This is a genomic window from Mycoplasma sp. 2575 (assembly GCF_053851635.1).
The window spans coordinates 1-21,456 of the sequence record NZ_JBSQBB010000013.1; the positions used below are offsets into that span (position 1 = coordinate 1).

The following is a 21,456-nucleotide window of genomic DNA, read 5'->3' on the forward strand; positions in this document are numbered from 1 at the left end:
CAGGATTTTTGATATCGTCATTATTTTTTTTCGAAATGTCTTCAAGATATTGCTTGGTTATTCCCTTCAAATACTTAACTAAATATATAATGCCGCTAATTCATGACAAAATAAGACCAACAATTAAAGGGATATTAACATAAAGAATATATTTATCATTTGAAACATATTTACCTAAATCATTATCAAAATTAGTAAATCATGGTGCACTAAATGCTATTGTAATAATTGCAAGTGAGACAATAATGGTTTTAATCTTACCTCACCAATTTGCTGCTACTTTAATATCCTTCTTTACGGCATAAACTCTCGCACCATCAACCAAAATATCACGGATGATAAACAAAACAACAATTGGCAGGAACGAGTAGTTCATTATTGATATAAATAACAACATCATTATTGTCGCAATCTTATCTGCAATTGGATCAAAAATCTTACCAAATTGTGAAATAGTTTTTGTTTTTCGGGCTATATGTCCGTCAATAAAGTCAGTCACCATTGCTATAATAAATATTGAGACATTTAATCAATATATGATTGATAAAGTTATCGAGTATTTTTGATTACCAACAATTTTAATTCCATCATATCAAAATGTTCCATTGTGTTTAATAATTAAAAAGAAAGCGGACGACATTAAAAATATAAAAGGAATCATTAATATTATCCTCAACACTGTTAGTCAATTTGCAATACCAAATTTTTTTATGTGTGGGCTATTATTTTTGCTTTTTTTAATATCTTTAATCTTCTTCATAAAATTGACTCTCAATAGCATTAATTGTCTTTTCTTCTAATGCTATATTTTTCTTATCTTCTGGAATGCCAATATACTGAGTTTCAAAAAAATCTAATGTATCATTAATTTTTTTAGTTCACAAATTTGGTTGAGTTATTGTTAATTTTTCAGCGTGTTCTACAAATAGAGTATACTTCTCATCGTTTTGGAAAGAATATGCAAAATCCTCTCTATTAATTAATTTGGTTAGCAATTTTTTTACACCGTTTTTAATTTGCCCCATTTTAAATTGGGATTCATTTGTGCCAAATTTTTCTAACTGTTTCATACTAAAATCAATGACATATTTATAAGTCATAATATATTCATAATATAACGCCAAAGTTTCAGCATTCTTTTTATATTCTAATTTTGCTGCTTTTCTTTTTGCTCTTTTATTTTTCGTAACTTTTCAAGCGATATAAGCAATTATAAGTACTAAAACAATTGCGAGCAAGACATACACAATAGTTTGTCCATTACCCATATTTTTCTCCTTAATTATATTTTAAAAATTATATATTAATATCATCCAAACTACAAAACAATGTTAATTGTTTTTTGTCTTATATAAAATCAAAGCTTCAAAAGGGTTGAGTTCTTTTGGAATTTCTGAGTAGAATTTATTAGCATATGAACTTGCTAAAATTTTATAACCATAAAGCGGAGTTATCTTCTGATGCTTTGATGTCAAATTTGTAATCAATACCATCCTCTGTTCGTTAAGTTTTTTGCTAAATTTAAATATACCATGACTTTGTTTAATATTTCATGCACCCTTTATGAAATAAGAAGAAAATTTGGAATTTAAAGAGAGTTTATTCAAGAAATAAACAAAGTTTATTGTGCTATCTTTATTAATGATTTGTTCCTCGACATTGTTACTTTCTAAATTAATTGGGTAAAAAATATTAGTATTTTCATTGCTTTTTATTTTTTGTCCATTTCAAGGCATTTGAATATAAGACGATCATTTATTGAAATAACAATTATATTTATGATATTCATTTAAACTTATATTTTTATATTGGAGAAATCTTTTTTCCTCATTATAATCTTCATTGTTAAATGTGAAACGTTGGTTGAATTTAGCGCGCAAGGCACCTATTTCATCGCCATAATAAAAACCTATTGAATGATTGCCACTATATAAAAATACAAAGAAACTTTTTGTTGATTCATTTAGGTAAGCCTTTTCATTAGCTCATTTAGAAAAGAAACGACCTGATAAATCAGAGCCGAATGATAATATCACATTTGAATGATTTTTAAAATTAGCTACAAATCTATATAAGGATTTAAAACTCATTTTATTCTTGAAATGTTTTTTTAATGCATCATTATTGCCAATAACAGACATTCAAGTTAAATACAAATAATCTAGGCATTTATTGTCGACCATTAGCATCTTTTTATATAGATTGAAGTTATTATTACTAGTTTTAAAAATTACATTAATATTGCTATTTTTACGCTTGATAATCTTATATAAATCATTAATAAATTTTAATTTTTCTTCCTCCTTTAAGCCTTCAAAAGCAAGAAATTCAAAATTATCAAGTATAACAGTTGATACATTAAGTTGCAAGTAGAAACCTAAAACTGATTCAAAATATTTAATAAAATCAGATAACTCATATAATGATGTTTTTTCAAATTCTTTATTAATTAAATATGTATCTAATTTCGTTAAGTATCTATTTGACTCATAATAATTCAAATTATATAAACTCATCATATTATTTCAGTTAACAAAAGCTTGTCTTACTTCTTTTAAATTTATAATTGGAGCTACTTCAATTTGATTATTTTTAAATGTTTCAACAAGCTTTGCAAAATCTTTAATTGAACCATACCTTTTTTTTATTAGTCCAAGATCAAATCTATTTTCATATAGTTTGAGAATATCTTCAAAACATATAACATTAACACTTAAATTTTTGAAATACTCCAATTTACTCATAACCCCTTTAAAATCACCAAAATTGCTTCCATTGGTATCAACAAAATTTTCAACTTTTAGCTCATATAAGATGATTTTTTTACCTAAATTAACCATTAATAAATCCTTAATCTCAATAATTTTATACTCAATAAATCAATAAGCGTATCTGGTAAAATGTTGCCTTTTTTAAAATCTAGATCAATATTTGCTAAATCAATGATTAACTGATTTAATGTGTTAATGTCAATTCTATTAAAAAAGTCATAGTGAAGTTTGACACGATATATATGAATATTAAGCATTTTTGCTATTTCATCATTAGTTAATTTTATTGATTTTAATATTCCAATTGTTTTTGCATTAAGCAATATCGCTGATATTTGCGATATCACATAATTGTGCTCAATCCCGTAGCTAATCTGTTCGTTTATCTTTTTTATAATAGTTTTTGTGTCTTGACATTTTAACATTGCCTCGCTTAGGGCAAAATCGATATTATTAGATACTGCATAATTATTATCATTAATCATTTTTTCGCTTATATCTTTATTTATTAATAGCAATTTATCAATTTCTGATTCTATTATTTCTAGATTATGCGGTAACATTGATAGCAAATCAATAAGGACCTTATCCTTGATTGTTCCGCCTTTTGTTTTAATCATTTTATAAACAAAAGAAAATAATTCCTTATCGCTAATTTTTTCGATATTAATAGTAGTGCTATTATCATTTATAAATGCAAAAGCTCTTGATGCTAAAAAAGATTTATCATACTTATTTATTTCCTGTGTAAAAATAAGAATTAGATTAGCATCACTTAGTGATGCATTAATTATTTTTATAAACTCATCAATACACGAACCATTAACATATTTATTTTTTATATTAAATATAAAGGGATTTTTAAATAAAATGATTTTTTTATTTAAAAAAAGGGAATTGTTATTTAATGCATCTGATAATTCTTCTAATGTAAAAAAATCATAAAATTTAACTATCTCGATATCACCTGCTTCAATAGTTTTTTCTTTGTTTATTATTTCATTAATTTTTTTATTTATCAAAAAATTTTCATTGCCTTTAATTAGGTACATACTAATTTATTATATTATAATAAGGACATTTTTTGGTATAATAAACTAATATTATTTACAATTTATTTATTTAAGATTGGAGCATTAAAGAAATGTCAGGACATTCAAAATGAGCAACTACCAAACATCATAAAGCTGCAATGGATTCAAAGAGAGCACAAATGTTTCAAAAATTTTCTAAAGAAATTATTGTAGCAGCAACAATTGGTGGCCCAGATCCAGATTCAAATCCAGCACTAAAATTAGCAATTGCTAAGGCAAAGGCAAAATCGATGCCCAAAGCAAATATTGAAAAAGCAATCTCGAAAGTTTCAGGTGGTTCAAAGGAAGGCGCTAACTTTCAAGGATATCTATATTCAGGAACAGCCTTTGGTGGTATAAATTTTGTAGTAAGTTGTTTGAGCGACAACTTTAACCGTTTATCATCTAACATTAAACACTATTTTAATAAATATAATGGACAGCTAGGAAAACAAGGTACTGTTCCGTATGTTTTTGACCAAAAAGGATTAATTGAATTTCCAATTTCATTAGCTTCTGAAGAAGAAGTAATGACTACCGTTTTGGAAGCCGGCGCCGAAGATTTTAAGGTTGAAGATGACTTATATGTTATTATTACCCATCCATCAGATTTTCAAAAAGTCAAACAATCTCTTGATGAGATTCTGAAAATTGATAACTATTCAACTGCTGAAGTTACATATATTCCAAATAGCGAGGTTGAAATCGATGAAGAAAAAATGGGGCAACTCGAAAAATTCGTCGACTTACTTGAAGATGATGAAGATGTTCAGGAAGTTTGACATAATGCAACAACTATTGAATAAAAATTAGTTCTACTTAATAATTATTAATATTTAAAACCTTTTTCAGACCAAGAGAAAGGTTTTAAAAATACGCAAAATAAACTTGTAAAATTTTTTCAGACAGTTTAGCTCATATTAAGAATTTGACTTGACAAAATCTTAATATGGGCATTTTTTATAATGCAATTCCTTCGTTATTATATTAATTTACAAACTCCTTGATTTTCTTGATAAATCGTTAAAAAATCATTTTTCAGACATCCTTTGTTGAAACTTAAAAAAATTTCGGATTTCAATATTGAAAAAATATCTTCTCTCTCTATTATCTAAGCTATTAATTATGTTTCCGTTTATTTCCAAAACTTTATTTTTAGAAAAATAAAAAACAAATTTTAGATTTTTATTTTAAATTCATTTTTAAAAAAAGAAATTCAAAGACATGATTTAAAGAGAAAAAAAATATTCGAGATGTCAAAATTTATTTTATTTAAATATTGCTTGTTTATTATGGGATTTGATTTATTTTCTTAATACTTTCTTTATTTTTTCTCATATTAGATAAAAACATTTGTGTATTATTAAAAATTTGATTTATGAAATTAAAAATAAACAAAAAGAAATTTATTCTAACTGCCTCATTTTTTATTATTTCATCAGTTGTACTTATTAGTGGCGTTGTAGTTAAAACAGAAATTATAGATAAATGACATCATAACAAATATTCTTTTAAAAGTAATTATATAACTGTTTTTATTGAAGGTGCAGTGGAATATCCGGGTGAATATACTTTAAAGGATGGAGCAAATTATTTTGATTTAATAAGAGAAAGTATTTTAAAAAGCGGTGCAGATTTACAAAAGATAAATAAATCACAGTTGTTAAAAAACAATGAAAGAGTTTTTATTCCCTTTACTAAAAATAAAAAATTAAAGATAACAGATATCAATGATTTGCAAATTTTAATAAATTTAGGAATTAAAACAAACATTGCAAAAAAAGTTTTTGAATATATTAAAGAAAGGAATGTTAAGAATTGAGATGATTTATTACAACTACCAGGCATTGGTGAAAAAACTTATCAAATATTAACAGAAAATATAGATATATAGATATTCTATTAATATCGTCCATCAGTTCTTTTTTAATATTTATACTAATATTGAGAATTGAAATTATTTTAATTTCACTAGCTTTAATAATGATTTGCATTTTCAATTTTTTTAATATTAAATTTTGAATTACATTTTTCATTTTTAGCTCAATTATTTTTTTAAGCTATGTAGTTTACCAGTCAATTTTTGCAAAAATTGACGGGATAAAATTAGATAATGATTTAAATATGATTAGAGAATATAAAGCCTATCTAATATTCAAATATAAGGATGCTTATTTTAAAGTTTTTAAGACCAAAAGCATTATAGATATTGCTTTTATGAACAACTATGAGTATACATTTCATATCAAAGGAACACTTATTTTAAATAAGAATTTAAGCTCGTTTGAAGTTGCAAATAGGCTATTTTTTAATCTCACTAATTCAAATATTGAATTTATTAAAAAAAATGAAAAATTATCAATTTTTAACACAAAAAACCACACAGTTATAGATTATCTTAATATCATCATTTTCAACAATTATAATCAAGCTAATAACATATATAAAAAGCTTAGTGATCTTAATATTATTCACTTTTTCACTATTAGCGGATTTCATTTTAATTTAATTTATCTATTTATATCCAAAATAATTAGAAGAATTAAAAATGGCTATTTTATTGAAGATTTTATCGCTATTCCTCTATTGATTATTTATTTAATATCAATCGAATTTCATGTAAGTGCAACAAGGTCTTTAATCTTTTTAATATTAGCATATCTAAATAAAATTATTTTTAACAAAAAAATAAACAATATTGCACTATTGGCAATAACGGGTTTAATAATGGTTTTTTACAATCCATTTATAATGTTTTCATACTCTTTCATTTTATCATTTTTGATTACACTATCCATATTTATTACAATTTTTGTTTTAACAAAACAAGGATATTTTGTCAAAACAATTGCGGTATTTTTAATTGCCCATATTTATTCCACTTTAATAATTCACACTTTTAATAAAAACTATAATATTTTTTCTTTTTTTATTCAACTTCTGTTTATTCCAATTATTTCCTTAAACTACATTATTACACTTCTATTTTTTAGGATAAATATCATTATTGAAAATACCATCCTTTGATTTGATGCGTTCATTGACATAATTAGTGAATCAAACATAATCATAAAATTTGATACATCATGATTAATGTGCTTTATATTTAGTATAGCCTTATTAAAGGCTTATAAAATAAAACTCCATAGCCAACTAAGGTTAGGAGTTTGATAAATTTAGCATTAATTTTAAATCATCTTCATTAATTATTGTTATACCAAGTTTTTGCGCCTTGGATAGCTTGCTTCCTGCCTTTTCGCCAATTAATAGGTAGGCTATATTAGCGGAAATAGATGAAAGTACCTCGCCACCGTTTTCCACAATAAGTTTTTCAAAATAACTTCTAGGTTTTGTAAGCTTGCCTGTTATAACAAAAGATTTATTATTTAGGATATTGGTTATTACTTTTTGTTCATATGATGGATTTATACCATGTTCAATTAATTTTTTAATTAAACTTATGTTTTCTTCATTGGAGAATCATTCTATTAATTGTTTAGTAATCTTATCACCAAAATCATAAAAATCTCTAAACACTTCAAAATTAAAATTTAAGGCATTTTCGAGTTTTAGAATTTTTGAAGCAATAATATTCGCAGTTCTTTTTCCGACTAATGGGATTGATAAACCAAATATCAAATTTTCAAGTGGTTTAGTTTTAATATCCTCAATTGATTTTAAAATTTTGTTTATTGACAAATATCCAAATCTTTCCAATTTAATTAATTCATCACGATGTTTATGAAGATTAAAGATATCCAATATATTATTTATAAAACCATTTTGGTAAAAATATATGATATTTTTTTCACCAAGTGAATTAATATCAAGCGCCTCTTTTGAAGCAAAATGAATAAGTTTTCTAACTTTTATTTCTTGGCAATCTTGATTTAAACAATATTGTTCCAATCCTGTTTCATTAAATAACAAAACGTTATTACAATATGGGCATACCTTAAATGGCTCTAGCTTCTCTAAATTATGTTTATTAGCCAAACCTATAACGCATGGAATAATCTCACCAGATTTTTTTATGTATATTTCATCACCAATATTTATATCTAGATTTTTAATAAATTCATAATTATTAAGCGTTGCAAAACATACTTTTGTTCCTGACAATTCAACTTCTTGCAATAAAGCGTTATATGTAACTAAGCCAGTCCGACCAACAGTAATAAAAATATCTTTTAATATGGTAGAAACAACATCGGGCTCATATTTAAAAGCAATTGCTGAATGAGGGAATTTTGCTGTTTCACCTAATTTATCATAAAATTTGAGCTCATTAAGTTTTATGACTATGCCATCAGTTTCATAGTTAAATAATAACTTTTTAGTCTTGAATTCCTCAATAAATTGTTCTATTTCTTTAATAGAAGAAACAAGGATTGATTGCTCTGTAACACAAAAACCCAACTTTTTTAAAAATTCAAATGATTCATACATAGTTTGAATATTATGTTTTTCCGGTGCAACAACATAATATAAGAATGATGAAAGATTTCTTTCTTTTACAATTTGTGGGTCCAATTGGCGTAAAGTACCAGCAGCAACATTGCGTGGATTAGCCATAGCCGTTTTATTTTCACTAAGCAATTTTTCGTTTATTTTCTTAAACTCATCAATAGGAAGAAAAATTTCACCTCTAACCTCAAGGGGCTTTTTATAATTAATTATTTTTGGAATATTATCTATTTGCAAAACATTATTGGTAACATCTTCGCCAATTAACCCATTGCCCCTCGTTACTGCTTGCATTAACTTGCCTTGATTATATTTAATAGAAATTGAGAGCCCGTCAATTTTTGGTTCGATAAAAAAAGAAAAATGCGAGGTTACCTTTTTAATATTATCAATAAATTTTTGGATTTCTGCAATGGTATATGCCTTATTTAAAGAAAGCATTGATTTATCATGCTTAACCTTAGCAAAATTTTTAGATACATTAGCATTAATTTTATTGGTTGGTGACTGTTCTAATTCTTCTTTTAAAAAAAGATGTTTATATTGCAATTCCAATCTTTTTAATTGATTAAATTCAATATCATAAATTTCATCAGAAACTAACGGTTTATCAAAATCATAATAATATTTATCTCATTGACTTATTTTTTGTTGTAATTCTAGTATTTTTTTTCTTGTTTCAAAATCTTTTTCATTCATATTAAACCTTTTGAAATGAAGCAATTCACCATGATGGTAAAGCAATATGGTCTATAGCACATATTACAACCAATGCAGTTAGAGTCATTAATATTAGCGTAGCAATCAAATCTCTTCAATTAGGAACTAATTGACGATAATAGGTTCTTTTTGCATATGGTTCATATCCTCTTGAAGTCATAGCATCAGCTAAATCATTAGCCTTATTAAAGGATGAAACAAAAAGTGGGACCATTAGGACAATGAAAGATTTTATTTTATCCTTAAAATTACCATTTTTAAAATCTACTCCTCGGCTTGATTGCGCCTTCATAATTCTTCCTGATTCTTCTAACAAAGTAGGAATAAATCTTAAGGCAATGGATATAATCATCGTTATTATTTCAGTCGGTACTCTAAATATTTTTAACGGATATAGCAGATCATTGATTGCTCTCGTTAATAAAACAGGTTTTGTTGTTACTGTCAAAATTGTTGTTATTAATACAACGCCATAAATTCTCAAAAGTATTGTAAAAGTTCGATGAATTGAGAATAATGACAATTGAAATATCGAATTAACATCGTTGTTAGGAGCAAAATATACTACATTAACTATTAATTTACCGCGATAAATCACAAAAGCGTCAGCATTTGTTTCTGTTGAAAGAGGAACATATTTATCAATTTCGTAATACATTACCGCACCCTTAACAGTTAGCATATTAATGATCAGGAGAAAAATAGCAATATAGATAGGAAACTTAATTTTTTTAAAAATAGAAATTACTGATTTAGTAGAAATACCATATAAAACCATACTAATAATTACTAAAATCGATAATGTAATATAATGTTCAGAAATAAAAAACAAAATTATAAATAGTATGTTAGCTAAAAATTTCAGTCGGGGATCAAGTCTATGAATTGGCGTCTGTATATTGAGATATTTGCCAATAATTGTTTTATCCATATTTATAGCTCCTTTTTATTTTTTTCACTTAATTATGTTATTTATTTTATCAGCCAATTCTTCAATATTTGTTACTTTTCCAATATTAAAACCAGCATTATTTAGCCTTTCTACATATGACAACAATTTTGTGGGAATTAAATTATTATCTAATAATAGTTTATTATCACTTAGAATATCATAAGTATTACCGTCTTTAATAATCTTCCCATCCTTAACAAATAAGGTTCTATTTGTTCATTTAAGAGCATTATCTAAATCGTGTGTAACAATAATAATAGTTGTGCCTTGCTTATATAAATTATAAAACAGCTGGAGCATTTCTTCAACACCCTGCGGGTCCAAACCAGCAGTAGGTTCATCTAAAACAAGAAATCTTGGTTCCATAGCAAGAATACCTGCTAAAGCAACTCTTCTTTTTTGCCCTCCTGATAAATCAAAGGGGCTTCTTTTAAGATAATCAATTGGTAAACCGACCATCTCAATATATTTAGCCGCTAATTCCTTAGCTTTGTCTTTTTTAATACCCATTGAAACAGGCCCAAAAATAATGTCTTTTTCAATAGTAGATTCAAATAATTGATATTCAGCAAATTGAAATACAACTCCAACTTGCTTTCTTAATGCTTTAACATTTTTGATTTTTCTTTTACTTTTGATAATATCAATATCAGTATATACTATTTCAACACGATCACTTTTTTTAGTTTTTTGAAACTTCTCTAAATTCTTTATATATTCATTTAATTTAGCTTGGTATGTTTCATCATTATCATCACTTTGTTTTTTTGGTTTAGATGGCTTTTTGGCTTTCTTAAACAAAGGGACATCACTAAAATGCAGTAAACCTTCATCGGGTAATATTAATGCATTAAGATGCTCTATTAATGTAGTTTTACCAGAGCCAGTTGGTCCAATAATTGAAATTGCTTCTGATTCATTAATTTCCACTGATACACCATCTAGCACCTTAATATATGTAGGAAGCTTTTTGTTATATTCCTTTGAAATATTGTCTACTTTAATTTGCATAATGTCTCCAATAATTTTTTATCGTCATATGTTGGCTCAATTCCGTGAATCATTTCACTAAGTTTGTATATAAAAGGTGAATCTATTTTTGCAATTTCAATTATTTGTTTGTTATTTAAAATTTCAATAGGTTTTCCTTGAGCTATCACATGGCCACCTGAAAAGACAATTAACTTATCAGCTAACAAAGCTTCATCCATATCATGAGTGATCGAAATTAAAGTTTTATTGGTGTTGGAATGCAGATCATGAATTATTTTGTAAATGTCATTGCGGCCTCGAGGGTCTAACATTGAAGTTATTTCATCAAAAATAATAATTTTAGGATCTAATGCAAGAGTAGAAGCAATGGCTACTCTTTGCTTTTGACCTCCCGATAAATTTTGAGGTTCCCTATCTAAAAAATTGCCCATTCCTACTTCATTGGCATATTTTCTTACAATTACGTTCATCTCATCATATGACATTTTTTTATTTTCTAAGCCAAAAGCAATATCGTCTTCAACAGTAGCACCTATAAATTGATTATCTGGATTTTGATAAACAATACCAATTTTTTTTCTAATTTCAGCCAAATTTTCAGAATTTATTTCTAGACCATCAATAATAATTTTCCCAGATGAAGCTTTGTAAATTGCGGCAAGTAGTTTTGAAAAAGTGCTCTTTCCTGAACCATTATGTCCCAAAATGGCAACATATTGCCCATCTTCAATTGTAAAATTAATATTATCTAAGGCATATTTTTTAGCACCAGGATATTTATAACAAAGTTTTTTAATTTCAATCATAGTGATAATTATAAATATAATATTAATTTTATTTTTCAAAAATGCTTAAATTGCCATTTTATTGTAAACAATAAAATATATAAAAAAACTATATAAATCAACAACTATAAACATATTATTTAACTTCTTTTAATGCAAAAACCCAAGTGTCGTAGTTTCTTATAACTAATAGTTTTTTATAAATATTCTGCTTTTTTTAAAATATAGTTTGGCTGAAAACAAACAAATTAAAAAATATTTTTAGATAAAACAAAAATTATGGTTTATAATATATAACGCTAATTGCGAGTGTAGTTTAATGGTAGAACTTTAGCCTTCCAAGCTAACTACGTGGGTTCGATTCCCATCACTTGCACCAGTTGCGGATGTAGTTCAATGGTAGAACATCAGGTTGCCAATCTGAATACGAGGGTCCGATTCCCTTCATCCGCACCATTTCAAAAAAACTTGGGAAACCAAGTTTTTTTGATTTAACTAAATTTATTCAAAATAAGGCAATTAAAACTTATATAATATTAAAAAATAAATAATAAAGGAGTTTTATGGCTAATGTATTAGTTTTATATTCTTCGCCTATATCAAAAGAGAAGTCTGTTTCAAGTGCTATTACTAAGAACTTTGTTGAGGAATATAAAAAAATTAACAAAAATGATGAAATTGTGGAGTTAGATTTAAACGAACTTGAAATGGCAACACATCCAATGAACTCAAATAATTTTTCTGATTTTTTTAATGATGAATTATCAGGCAAATATATTGATATTTTAAAAAAAACCAACAAATTAATTATTTCAGCCCCAATGATAAATTTTAATGTTCCGGCAGTGTTAAAAAATTTTATTGACCGAATTTGTGTTGCTAATAAGACATTTTCTTATAAATACGCTAAAAAAGGTAGCTCAATAGGTTTGCTATCTAATTTAAAGGTACAAATAATTGCTTCTCAGGGAGCTCCATGTGATTGATATCCTTGAGCAAGTCACATTTCTTACCTAGAGGGCATCTGAAATTTCTTGGGTGCAGAGGTTAGTGAAACCCTTTTAATTGACGCAACAAAAGTAGAACCATTTAATTCTTATTCAATTGAGGAAATTATTAAAAATAAAATTAACAAAATTAAAGAAAGGGTTATGAACTTTTAATAATTTAAAATTTTAAAAACCAAGCTCTAAAATAATGAGAAAGCTTGGTTTTTTATTTTTATTTTAAGCCCAAATTTTTGGTAAAAAATTAGATCATCATTTTTTGCAAAATTATGTTATTTTGAACAATAATTCTCCAACACAGCTTATATTTATATTTTATCTAAATTATCAAAAACAAAAAATATTAATAATTTATTGCAAAATAATAAGAAATTAGCTAAAGCAAATATTTTTTATGAAACTTTTATTATTCTTTGTCTTCTGTTAATAATTGCAAAAATTGTACGCTTACATCCTTTATGAAAAAATGCCCATTTTCATCTCAATTATTATTTTGTTTTAAAAACAGGTCGTTGAGATTTTTTATTGTACTTGCGCCAGTTGCGTAATAATTATTTCCTTTAATATCAGCAAATATAACAGCTAGTGTAAGTCTAAAATCTAAATTACTATTATTTTCAATATATTTTCTATATTCTTCAATTAGCTTTTTAGTTTTTTCTTTATCTATGTCGTTTTTGTATGTTTTAATTTCTAAATAAATATAATGATTTTCGTGTACGATAACAAAATCTGGATAGCTATTACTCGTGTCTAAATTATTGATATATTCAAAATTAATTCCACTATGGACTGGATTTTTTGTTCAAATTTTTATTTTAGGGAAAATTGGTATATATTTTTCTAATTCGTTTACAAATGCTTCTTCGGCTTTTGATTGTAAATTAATGTTTGCAAAATTTTTATTAATTTCTTGATAAGCAAATTTATTATCTGTTTTTTTAATATAATCACTTTTAACTTCAATTAAATAGTTTGGCAGTGATTTTGAAGTATTTAAGACATATTTTATTTCTTTGTTTTCTAACTGTTTTTCAATATGCATTTTGTAAATATCGTTAAAAATATTAATTTCATGTTTAACTATTAAAAATCAGAAAAATGTTTTGCCCATTATATGTTTAATTTTTGTTTCATAAATTGAGTTTATCTTGTTTATTATATTATCCGTAAATAATGCTTTATTGGCCTTAATTGTTTTTAAATTAAACATTTCCATCTGAATCTTATTTTGTATCTTTGAGGTTATTTCAATTTTATTGCCATAATTTTTTTGATTTGCAATTATAAATTTATTTTGAGAAAACTCTTTTAGGTAGGCAAGGTATTTTGATTCAAAACTATTAAATGAATAACCATTTAATAGCTCAATAATTTTTCTTTCATAAGATTCTAAGTTAAAAATAGTATTAGATTTACTGTTTATAAGAGATCCGTATATAAATTTTTCTTTTTCAAATTCAGGCTTCAAAATTAGTCTTTTTTGGTCATTTATATCTCTATCAACATTGCTATAAATGTAGTATTTATTAGCAATTGAATTAATTCTAAAATCATAAGAGGGGTTTGGATTTCTCTTTATTCTTCCGATAGTTTGGGCGCTTAATGTTTTTGAAGAAACATTTCTAAGTTGAACTAGCATACATGCTCTCGGTATATTTCAGCCTGTTGCTGGTCCTACTTTGAAAATTATCACATCAGTATCTGAGTTATATTTAGATATATCTCTAAGTGAAAAATTATCTTTTTGTCTTAGACTTGATTCTTTATCATTTTGATCAAAATACTTTACTCAGGATAAAGAATGTTTCTCTAATTTCTTTATTATTAAATCAATGGTTTCATTGAATATTTTTTCTTTTTCAGGATCTTTACTAGTGTTATCAACTTGAATTAACATGGCGGCATTAATGCCCACTAAGCCCGGTTCATTTTTATCATCGTTATATTGTTTTTTTATGTCTTTGAATTTTAAACAGGCTTGTTCTAAAATAACATCATTATCAATATAAGCAATGTCCTCATTATTTTCAATACCTTCATTAAAGATTTTTTCGCTTTTTAATAATCTGATTTTGTCGCTAAATAGATCTTTTTCGCTAAGCTCAATAAGATCTAAACTTAAATCAGTTGGAGTAGCTGTCATTTTTATAACAAAATCAGCCATTGATTGCATATTTTGTTCAAATGAAATTTCATCTTTTTTATTTTTAGAAGTATCTGCACCAATGTGAGCTTCATCACGAATATAAATTAATTTATAGTCATTCAGCTTTATTTCATCTAAAAAAGCCTCAATAGCATGTTGCTCTCTTAAAATTGCATTAGCTTTAAATGATGCTCCGCCCATAATATAAACATTATTTGGTTTAGCAAAAAACTGATAATTTTTTTCTACTTTAGAGTTTTTATTAATATTTGAAGGGCTTTCAATTCTTGTAATTTTTAAATCGTTATTTATTAAATATTGTTTATACTCATTGAAGTTTTCTTCCATTTGTTTTGGCAACTCCGCACTCGATAATGTTGCAATAACAAAAACTAAATTTTGATTAAAATTAAACTTATTTCATTCGATTAATTTATCAATATAGTTAATCATCATAAATGTTTTACCAGACCCGGTTGGGGCTTTAAAATAAACAGAATTTTGCTTGTTTTCTTCTAAACTATTTATGGTTTTATTAATTAAAGCATTAATAACCTTTTCTTGAGAATTAGTTAGATTCATTATCTTCTCTTTTCTCCGGTCTTAAAGATGATAAATCATTTAATAGATTAATATATTGTTGTTGATTGTTTTTATCTATTGAAGTTATTCCAAACTCTTTTAAGACATTAATTAATTTATTGGTTAAGTCTTCAATTTCAATATCTTTGTTTGTTGGACTTATGTCATAGTATTTGATGTTAAAGACATTTAAATTTGCTTTATATGGTTCATTTTTCTTTGTTCATTCAAAGGCTTCATTTTTAGTACCAACGCCGTGATTTATTCTATAAAGTCTTTCATAGTTTACGTCTATACCAATGTTATTTTCATTGTTTGTAACAAGAGTGAAGGTTCTATTGCCACCATCTTCGCGATTTAATTCTAAAACCGCATGAGCTGTGGTACCAGATCCGGCAAAGAAGTCAAGGACACGAATATTTTTTTTATCACTATGAAGTCTAATCAAATATTTTATTAATTTTATAGGTTTAGGTGTTTCAAAAGCATTTTTATATAGGATATCTCTTATTTCATTTTTTGAATCCTGTGTATGTCCTACAATTTCATACCCCAAAATTGTCTTAGATATAATATCTCTAACATCAGATAAATATCTTTTTAAACCTGGCCTTTTCGTGACATCATCTGGCAGGTATATCTTATTTTCTCTTATCAATTCATAAATCTTTTTTTCTGAAAATAATCACCCAGAATTTTCCGGGCACTTATAAACTTTTTTATTTCAGACAATGTCAAATTTATTATTAGAATTTCTTGTTAAATCAGCTATTTTATATCTTCCTTTTTCATCACTAAATTTATACATTTTATTATTTTTTTCATTGCGTTCTAAACGATTAAATTTAGTTACTATTTGCTTATTTTTTAAATAACACAGAATATAATCGTGATTAACAGAAACGTAATGATTATTACTTTTTGGAGAATAATTTTTTTCCCAAATAAAATTACAAACAAAATTCTCTTCGCCAAAAATTTCATCCATCAAAACTTTTAAATAGCCTTGCTCAGCATCATCGATAGAAACAAAAATAACTCCATCATCTTTGAGAAGCTCTTTTGCTAATTGTAATCTTTCATTCATTAAATTAAGTCAACCATTTCTAGAATATTTATCACGATAAATGAATTTTTTTGCCTTAACATCTTCATTATTATCTGCAATACTATTACCATCTTTTTTAGTTGATTCAGTATTATAAGGAGGATCAATATAAATTACATCATATTTATCAAGCGAAGGCAGCTCTCTCTCTCTCTCTCTCAATCACTATCAAATTCTTTAAAGCATCATAGTTTTCGCCGATGATTAATGTATTATCTTTGCTTTTGTTTTCGTCTAAAACAAAGCTAAGTTTTTCATCTTTTTCTAATAGCGCAACTGTTTGTCAATCACTTTCGGGCGCCACATCAAATCTAAACCCCGTTTTAATTCTTTGCGCAACAAATTGGAAAACATATTGTAGTTGTTTTTCGTCGTCTTGAAATTTTTCTAAAATTTTTATTGCCAGTCTTTTTTGATCTGTATTCAACTCTTTAGAAGAAATATCATCAATTTTCTGAATGTAATTTTTTAATAAACTCATTAATATCTCCTTATAGCTTATGATATTTAATTAATTTTACTAAATAAGAGAAATCAAAATAGATTAAAAGACAGTTTTTATTGAACAATTTAATCAATAGTTCTTTTTTATACAATCTTGTTTTCATAAATTAATAATATTTCTCTTATTAGATCTAATTTATTATAAAAATACATGCAACGGAAGTTAAATAATGTTTTCTTATATATATTTTTTATTTATATTTATATTTGCAAAATCTATATAAAGATTTTAAAATTTCAATATGAAATGTTTTTATGCAAAAACGCACTTTTTCTTATATCATGATTTAATTTAAATTAAGACATTATTCTACAGGTATCTTATTTAATAAATTATAAGAACTATAAATATCAATACATCAAAAAATCATAATAAATTGACATTTAATAAATACTGCTTCATAACTACTTTTTTAAATAAAACATTTTTATCAACTATAATGTATTTAATAATATTAAATTATTTAAATAATGAGAAATATTATGATTAGATGAGTCATATTTACAATATTAAAGTTAAACCTGTATATGATTACATTGTGGAGATATAATGAACCCTAAAAGCATTAAAGAAAATATTCTTGAGCATTGAATAATGATTGAAAAACTTAGCGAAGGTAATTGAAATAAAAAAGATTATTGCGAGATTAAACTAGATAAACAAAACGATAATTATTATGACTATTTTAATACGATTTTGAAACAAGAAACTAAGCAAAAAAAGGAAAAATATTTAGTTTTTATTTTTAACACATTTAATTCAAAAGAACTAATTGATCTTCTAAACAAAAAACATAATACTAAAATTAATGATGATGAATTAGAATCAATAGGAAATAACAAATTCAGTTTTGCTATACGTTTTAATAATAATCTTGAAATAGAAAAACAATGCACTTTCTATACTTGAAGTGCATATATTAGAGAGACCAAGAGTGATTTAGAATTTAATTCTATGTCTAAATTTAAAGAAAAAGAACATGAACTTTCAGATGATATTGAAAATATATTTAAAAAGAAAGAAACCGAAGATTTAAAAGCATTTTTTAATAAAGCATTTCAAAAATTAATACAAAATTACAATATTGATGTTAATCTTTCCAGATATAAAATAGTAAATGATGATGAAGATGATGCCTTATTGCATTCATTTTTTATTGATGACTTAGTAGAAGCTAAACGAATATCAACACAAAATCTAGACAAATATTTATCATCATCAAAAGAAGAAAATAGCAATGAATTAATAAAAATAAATTTAGATAATAAACAAGCTGATGGTATTAAACAAATCAAAGAAATTTTAGATCCTAAGAATTATCCATGTTCAAGATTTCCAAGCAATGTAGAATATGCGCTTTCATTAATGCAACAAATTGCAGTAAATCTATCGACAAGTAAAAACTATGAAAATATTAAAATGAAAAGTGTAAATGGACCTCCAGGAACAGGAAAAACAACCCTACTAAAGGATATATTTGCTGAGCTAATTACTCAACAATCTCTCGAAATATGCAAGCTAGATTCAAAGATAATTAAGGATGTTTTTTATAAAGAAATTAAAATTTTGCCTACACAAATTGCAAATAAGAGCATTTTAATAGCAAGTTCAAATAATGGAGCTGTGCAAAATATAGTAAACGAATTGCCTCTATTGGAAAATGTTGACAAAGATCTAGCAAATGAGATAAAGAATGCTGATTATTTTTACAAAACTGCTAATGCAATAACTGAAGAAAAAAATAATAATGAAGGTATTTCCAATAAGCATAAAATCACAAAAGAAAAATGAGGTCTTTTTTCATTAGAAGGCGGCAAAAAGAAGAATATTATAGAAATAATAAAAGCTGTCGAAAATATCATAAAAGAAATATACCAGCAAGAAAATAACAATTCAAATGTATATCAAGATTTTTTAAATTTATATAATGACATTAAAAAAGCACAAAATGATATACAAATGCACATAAACCTTTTAGCTAAAATAGAATTAGAAATGCAAGCTTTAATTGACGATCTCATGAAGGATAAACCTGACGATAAATTTAAAAATAGAAATCTTAATATTGAATCAATTAAAAACGCAATTAATGAAAGCCTAAAAGAGATAATAAACTTAATAAATAATAACCAAAATGAATTAAAAAATATAAACAAATCTATCGAAAATTTAAAACTGCAAAAACCAAGCTGAATAAGCAAATTATTTAAAACAAAGAAATACAAAGAATTTAATGAAAAATTAAACTCCTATTTAAATCAACGCATTAAAATATGCGACTCACTATTATCTCTCGAATCTAAAAAGAATAACATAGGCAAAAAAATCGATAGTATCAACAGAATGCTAGATCAAAAAAATAAAATCGAAGATTTTTTTATTAATAAGAAAATTAATAAATTTAATGCAATTAATGACAACAATGTATTTCAAAAAAGTAACCCATGATTTAACAAGAATTTTAGAATCAAACAATCAAAATTGTTTATTTTGGCGCTAAAAGTCAGAAGACAATTTTTATATGAAAACAGGGAGGCTTTAAAAAGCGCTGTCAAAATATGAAATAATAAAATCAAAGGAAAAACTATTGATAAATGCGAGTGTTTAGTGGAAGCATGAAATTGAATTAATATGGCTGTACCCGCAATTAGTTCAACCTTTGCAAGCATAAGGACAATGTACAAGAATTTTCCAAAAGAATCAATGGGATTTTTGTTTATAGATGAGGCGGGCCAAGCGGTTCCACAAGCAGCGGTAGGTGCAATTTTTAGAACGAAGAATATTATTGCTGTTGGTGATCCATCGCAAATTGAACCAGTTTCAGTATTAGACCAAAATACTTTAAAATGAATAAAAGAAAAATATAAATTGCCTTATGGTCTTAATAGCTCGGTGCAAGAAATTGTTGATAATCATAGCAAATATGGATTTTATAAGAAAAACGGAGATTGGATTGGCATACCTCTTTGAGTACATAGAAGATGTCTAAGTCCAATGTTTGATATTTCAAACGAAATTTCCTATGAAGGAAATATGGTCCAAGGAAAAGAAAACGGTAAACAAAAAAACTACAATGGATTTTGACTTCATGTTAAGGGAAAAGCCATAAACAAACATTATGTAAAAGAACAATGTCAAGTTTTAAAAAAATATTTAATTAAAATAAAAAACCGTGATGCAAATTTAAAAGATGTCTTTATTATTTCTCCTTTTAAAGCAATAGTAAATGAACTTAAGAGAAATCTCAATGATTTAATTAATAAAAGGAATATAGGAACAGTACATACTTTCCAAGGAAAAGAAGCTAAAATTGTTTTTTTAGTGCTAGGTTGCGATAAAGATAGTATAAATTCTGCTCAATGAGCTGTTGGCAGCAATAATCCAAATATTATGAACGTAGCAGTAACACGTGCAAAAGAGGAGTTTTATATAATTGGTGACAAGGAAGTATATGAATCACTCAATAGTGATGTAATTAAAGCTTGCTTAAAACACCTAGAAATTGTAAATGAGCAATAAAAAAATATATGAATATTAAGTTTATTTATATATGTTTTAAATGCCAAATCAAGTTATTTAAGAACCGATATTTTTCCTAGGTTTTAATATTAAGGATATTGTAAAAAAGAATCTAATTATTTTTAATTTTCATAAAGAGCCCAAAAGGAATGATTTACAAATATACAAAAGATAGTCAAACACCTCTAATAAAAGCCCAACTAATCAATTTAGTTTTAGCAATGTTGAAGCACTAATCAAAAAATCTAAATTAAATGTAATAGAAACAACAAAGGAAAAGATAAAAATTTTTACAAAAAATAATAACCAAAAAGTAGAAAAAACTTTAACAGACTCGATAGAAAATAAAAACGATTTGTATACAAGCAAGTGTATGGTGATAAATTAATTGATAATTTGCTTAAAAACATAGTATTTGAAATTCATATGATGATTTAAAAAAATGCAATTAAAAAATTAAATAAAAAATCATAAATCTATTTTAATTTAAGGTGGATTTATGATTTTTTAATCTTAAAATTGGGAAAATAAAAATGGATTAAATAATTTTGATTTATATTAGAGACATTTTTGTAATAAATATATTTTTATTAGATCAAGGTCGTAAATTAGAATAATACTAAGTAGTAAAAAGTGCCTTTATAAATGCCTTGGCTTTGTCTAAAATTTTGGTCATAATTAGAGCATCAATCATGAAATTTTGCCAAAACAAAAAAAAAAAAAAAATACTATAAAATTTGCTTTATTAAACTTAATTAAATATAAGGAGAAAAATGAAAAAAAGCAAATTACTTTTTCTAGGATTTTTACCTGTTTTGGCAACAC

The 21,456-nt window shown here is 25.5% G+C and carries 16 protein-coding genes and 2 tRNA genes; 7 read left to right on the plus strand and 11 right to left on the minus strand.

All coding sequences use genetic code 4. The annotated features are described in order from the left end of the window. The 4 genes from pgsA to holA form a co-directional block, all read right to left on the minus strand. Positions 1-760 (minus strand): CDP-diacylglycerol--glycerol-3-phosphate 3-phosphatidyltransferase (gene pgsA / locus ACWXVU_RS02750; RefSeq protein WP_456012137.1); only part of this gene is annotated, 760 nt, incomplete at its 3' end. Then, positions 747-1,268, minus strand: coding sequence for an MHJ_0274 family protein (locus ACWXVU_RS02755; RefSeq protein WP_444705134.1), 522 nt, complete (start codon positions 1,266-1,268; stop codon positions 747-749). The genes ACWXVU_RS02755 and pgsA, both read right to left, overlap by 14 nt. 63 nt (positions 1,269-1,331) lie before the next feature. Beyond that, a complete protein-coding gene (locus ACWXVU_RS02760; protein WP_456012138.1) occupies positions 1,332-2,840 on the minus strand; it encodes an alpha-amylase family glycosyl hydrolase in 1,509 nt (502 codons plus the stop codon). Further along, complete coding sequence (gene holA, locus ACWXVU_RS02765) at positions 2,840-3,823, minus strand: DNA polymerase III subunit delta (protein ID WP_456012140.1); 984 nt, start codon at positions 3,821-3,823, stop codon at positions 2,840-2,842. Before holA ends, ACWXVU_RS02760 begins: the two co-directional genes overlap by 1 nt. Positions 3,824-3,915: 92 nt before the next feature. On the opposite strand from holA, the gene ACWXVU_RS02770 reads away from it, so the two are divergent. The 3 genes from ACWXVU_RS02770 (at position 3,916) to ACWXVU_RS02780 (ending at position 7,018) form a co-directional block, all read left to right on the plus strand. Beyond that, the gene (locus ACWXVU_RS02770; protein WP_438340833.1) at positions 3,916-4,650 is read left to right on the plus strand and encodes a YebC/PmpR family DNA-binding transcriptional regulator; all 735 of its coding nucleotides are present in this window, start codon (positions 3,916-3,918) and stop codon (positions 4,648-4,650) included. A gap of 572 nt (positions 4,651-5,222) precedes the next feature. Beyond that, positions 5,223-5,738: an MAG0490 family ComEA-like DNA-binding protein gene (locus ACWXVU_RS02775; protein WP_456012141.1), complete on the plus strand. Its 516-nt coding sequence runs from the start codon at positions 5,223-5,225 to the stop codon at positions 5,736-5,738. Then, positions 5,663-7,018, plus strand: coding sequence for an MAG0480 family ComEC-like protein (locus ACWXVU_RS02780; RefSeq protein WP_456012143.1), 1,356 nt, complete (start codon positions 5,663-5,665; stop codon positions 7,016-7,018). Before ACWXVU_RS02775 ends, ACWXVU_RS02780 begins: the two co-directional genes overlap by 76 nt. Here the strand turns inward: ACWXVU_RS02780 and ligA are convergent. From ligA to ACWXVU_RS02800, 4 genes are read right to left on the minus strand one after another with little or no spacing between them, the layout of a single operon-like run. Then, a complete protein-coding gene (gene ligA, locus ACWXVU_RS02785; protein WP_456012144.1) occupies positions 7,004-9,010 on the minus strand; it encodes an NAD-dependent DNA ligase LigA in 2,007 nt (668 codons plus the stop codon). The two genes, ACWXVU_RS02780 and ligA, sit on opposite strands and share 15 nt — an antisense overlap. A gap of 1 nt (position 9,011) precedes the next feature. After that, positions 9,012-9,962 (minus strand): energy-coupling factor transporter transmembrane component T family protein, encoded by a 951-nt coding sequence (locus ACWXVU_RS02790; RefSeq protein WP_456012146.1) that lies wholly within the window; start codon positions 9,960-9,962, stop codon positions 9,012-9,014. Between the two features lie 15 nt (positions 9,963-9,977). Then, positions 9,978-10,994, minus strand: a complete 1,017-nt coding sequence (locus tag ACWXVU_RS02795) for an ATP-binding cassette domain-containing protein (RefSeq protein WP_455966195.1) — start codon at positions 10,992-10,994, stop codon at positions 9,978-9,980. Continuing rightward, complete coding sequence (locus ACWXVU_RS02800) at positions 10,979-11,782, minus strand: energy-coupling factor transporter ATPase (RefSeq protein ID WP_444705127.1); 804 nt, start codon at positions 11,780-11,782, stop codon at positions 10,979-10,981. The genes ACWXVU_RS02795 and ACWXVU_RS02800 overlap by 16 nt, the downstream gene beginning before the upstream one ends. Before the next feature lie 284 nt (positions 11,783-12,066). Here ACWXVU_RS02800 and ACWXVU_RS02805 point away from each other — a divergent pair. From ACWXVU_RS02805 to ACWXVU_RS02815, 3 genes are all read left to right on the plus strand, one after another. Then, positions 12,067-12,140, plus strand: a tRNA-Gly gene (locus ACWXVU_RS02805). A gap of 3 nt (positions 12,141-12,143) precedes the next feature. After that, positions 12,144-12,217: transfer RNA gene (locus ACWXVU_RS02810), tRNA-Gly, on the plus strand. A 107-nt stretch (positions 12,218-12,324) separates the two neighbouring features. After that, positions 12,325-12,924, plus strand: coding sequence for an FMN-dependent NADH-azoreductase (locus ACWXVU_RS02815; protein ID WP_456012147.1), 600 nt, complete (start codon positions 12,325-12,327; stop codon positions 12,922-12,924). Positions 12,925-13,174: 250 nt separating this feature from the next. Here ACWXVU_RS02815 and ACWXVU_RS02820 read toward each other — a convergent pair whose 3' ends face one another. From ACWXVU_RS02820 to ACWXVU_RS02830, 3 genes are read right to left on the minus strand one after another with little or no spacing between them, the layout of a single operon-like run. Continuing rightward, positions 13,175-15,499 carry a DEAD/DEAH box helicase family protein gene (locus ACWXVU_RS02820; protein ID WP_456012149.1) on the minus strand — a complete coding sequence of 775 codons (2,325 nt, stop codon included), beginning with the start codon at positions 15,497-15,499 and terminating at the stop codon, positions 13,175-13,177. Then, complete coding sequence (locus tag ACWXVU_RS02825; RefSeq protein ID WP_456012150.1) at positions 15,486-16,769, minus strand: site-specific DNA-methyltransferase; 1,284 nt, start codon at positions 16,767-16,769, stop codon at positions 15,486-15,488. The genes ACWXVU_RS02820 and ACWXVU_RS02825 overlap by 14 nt, the downstream gene beginning before the upstream one ends. After that, positions 16,732-17,088, minus strand: coding sequence for a hypothetical protein (locus tag ACWXVU_RS02830; RefSeq protein ID WP_456012151.1), 357 nt, complete (start codon positions 17,086-17,088; stop codon positions 16,732-16,734). Before ACWXVU_RS02830 ends, ACWXVU_RS02825 begins: the two co-directional genes overlap by 38 nt. A gap of 573 nt (positions 17,089-17,661) precedes the next feature. Here ACWXVU_RS02830 and ACWXVU_RS02835 point away from each other — a divergent pair. After that, positions 17,662-20,631: a DEAD/DEAH box helicase gene (locus ACWXVU_RS02835; protein ID WP_456012152.1), complete on the plus strand. Its 2,970-nt coding sequence runs from the start codon at positions 17,662-17,664 to the stop codon at positions 20,629-20,631. Positions 20,632-21,456 lie beyond the last annotated feature (825 nt).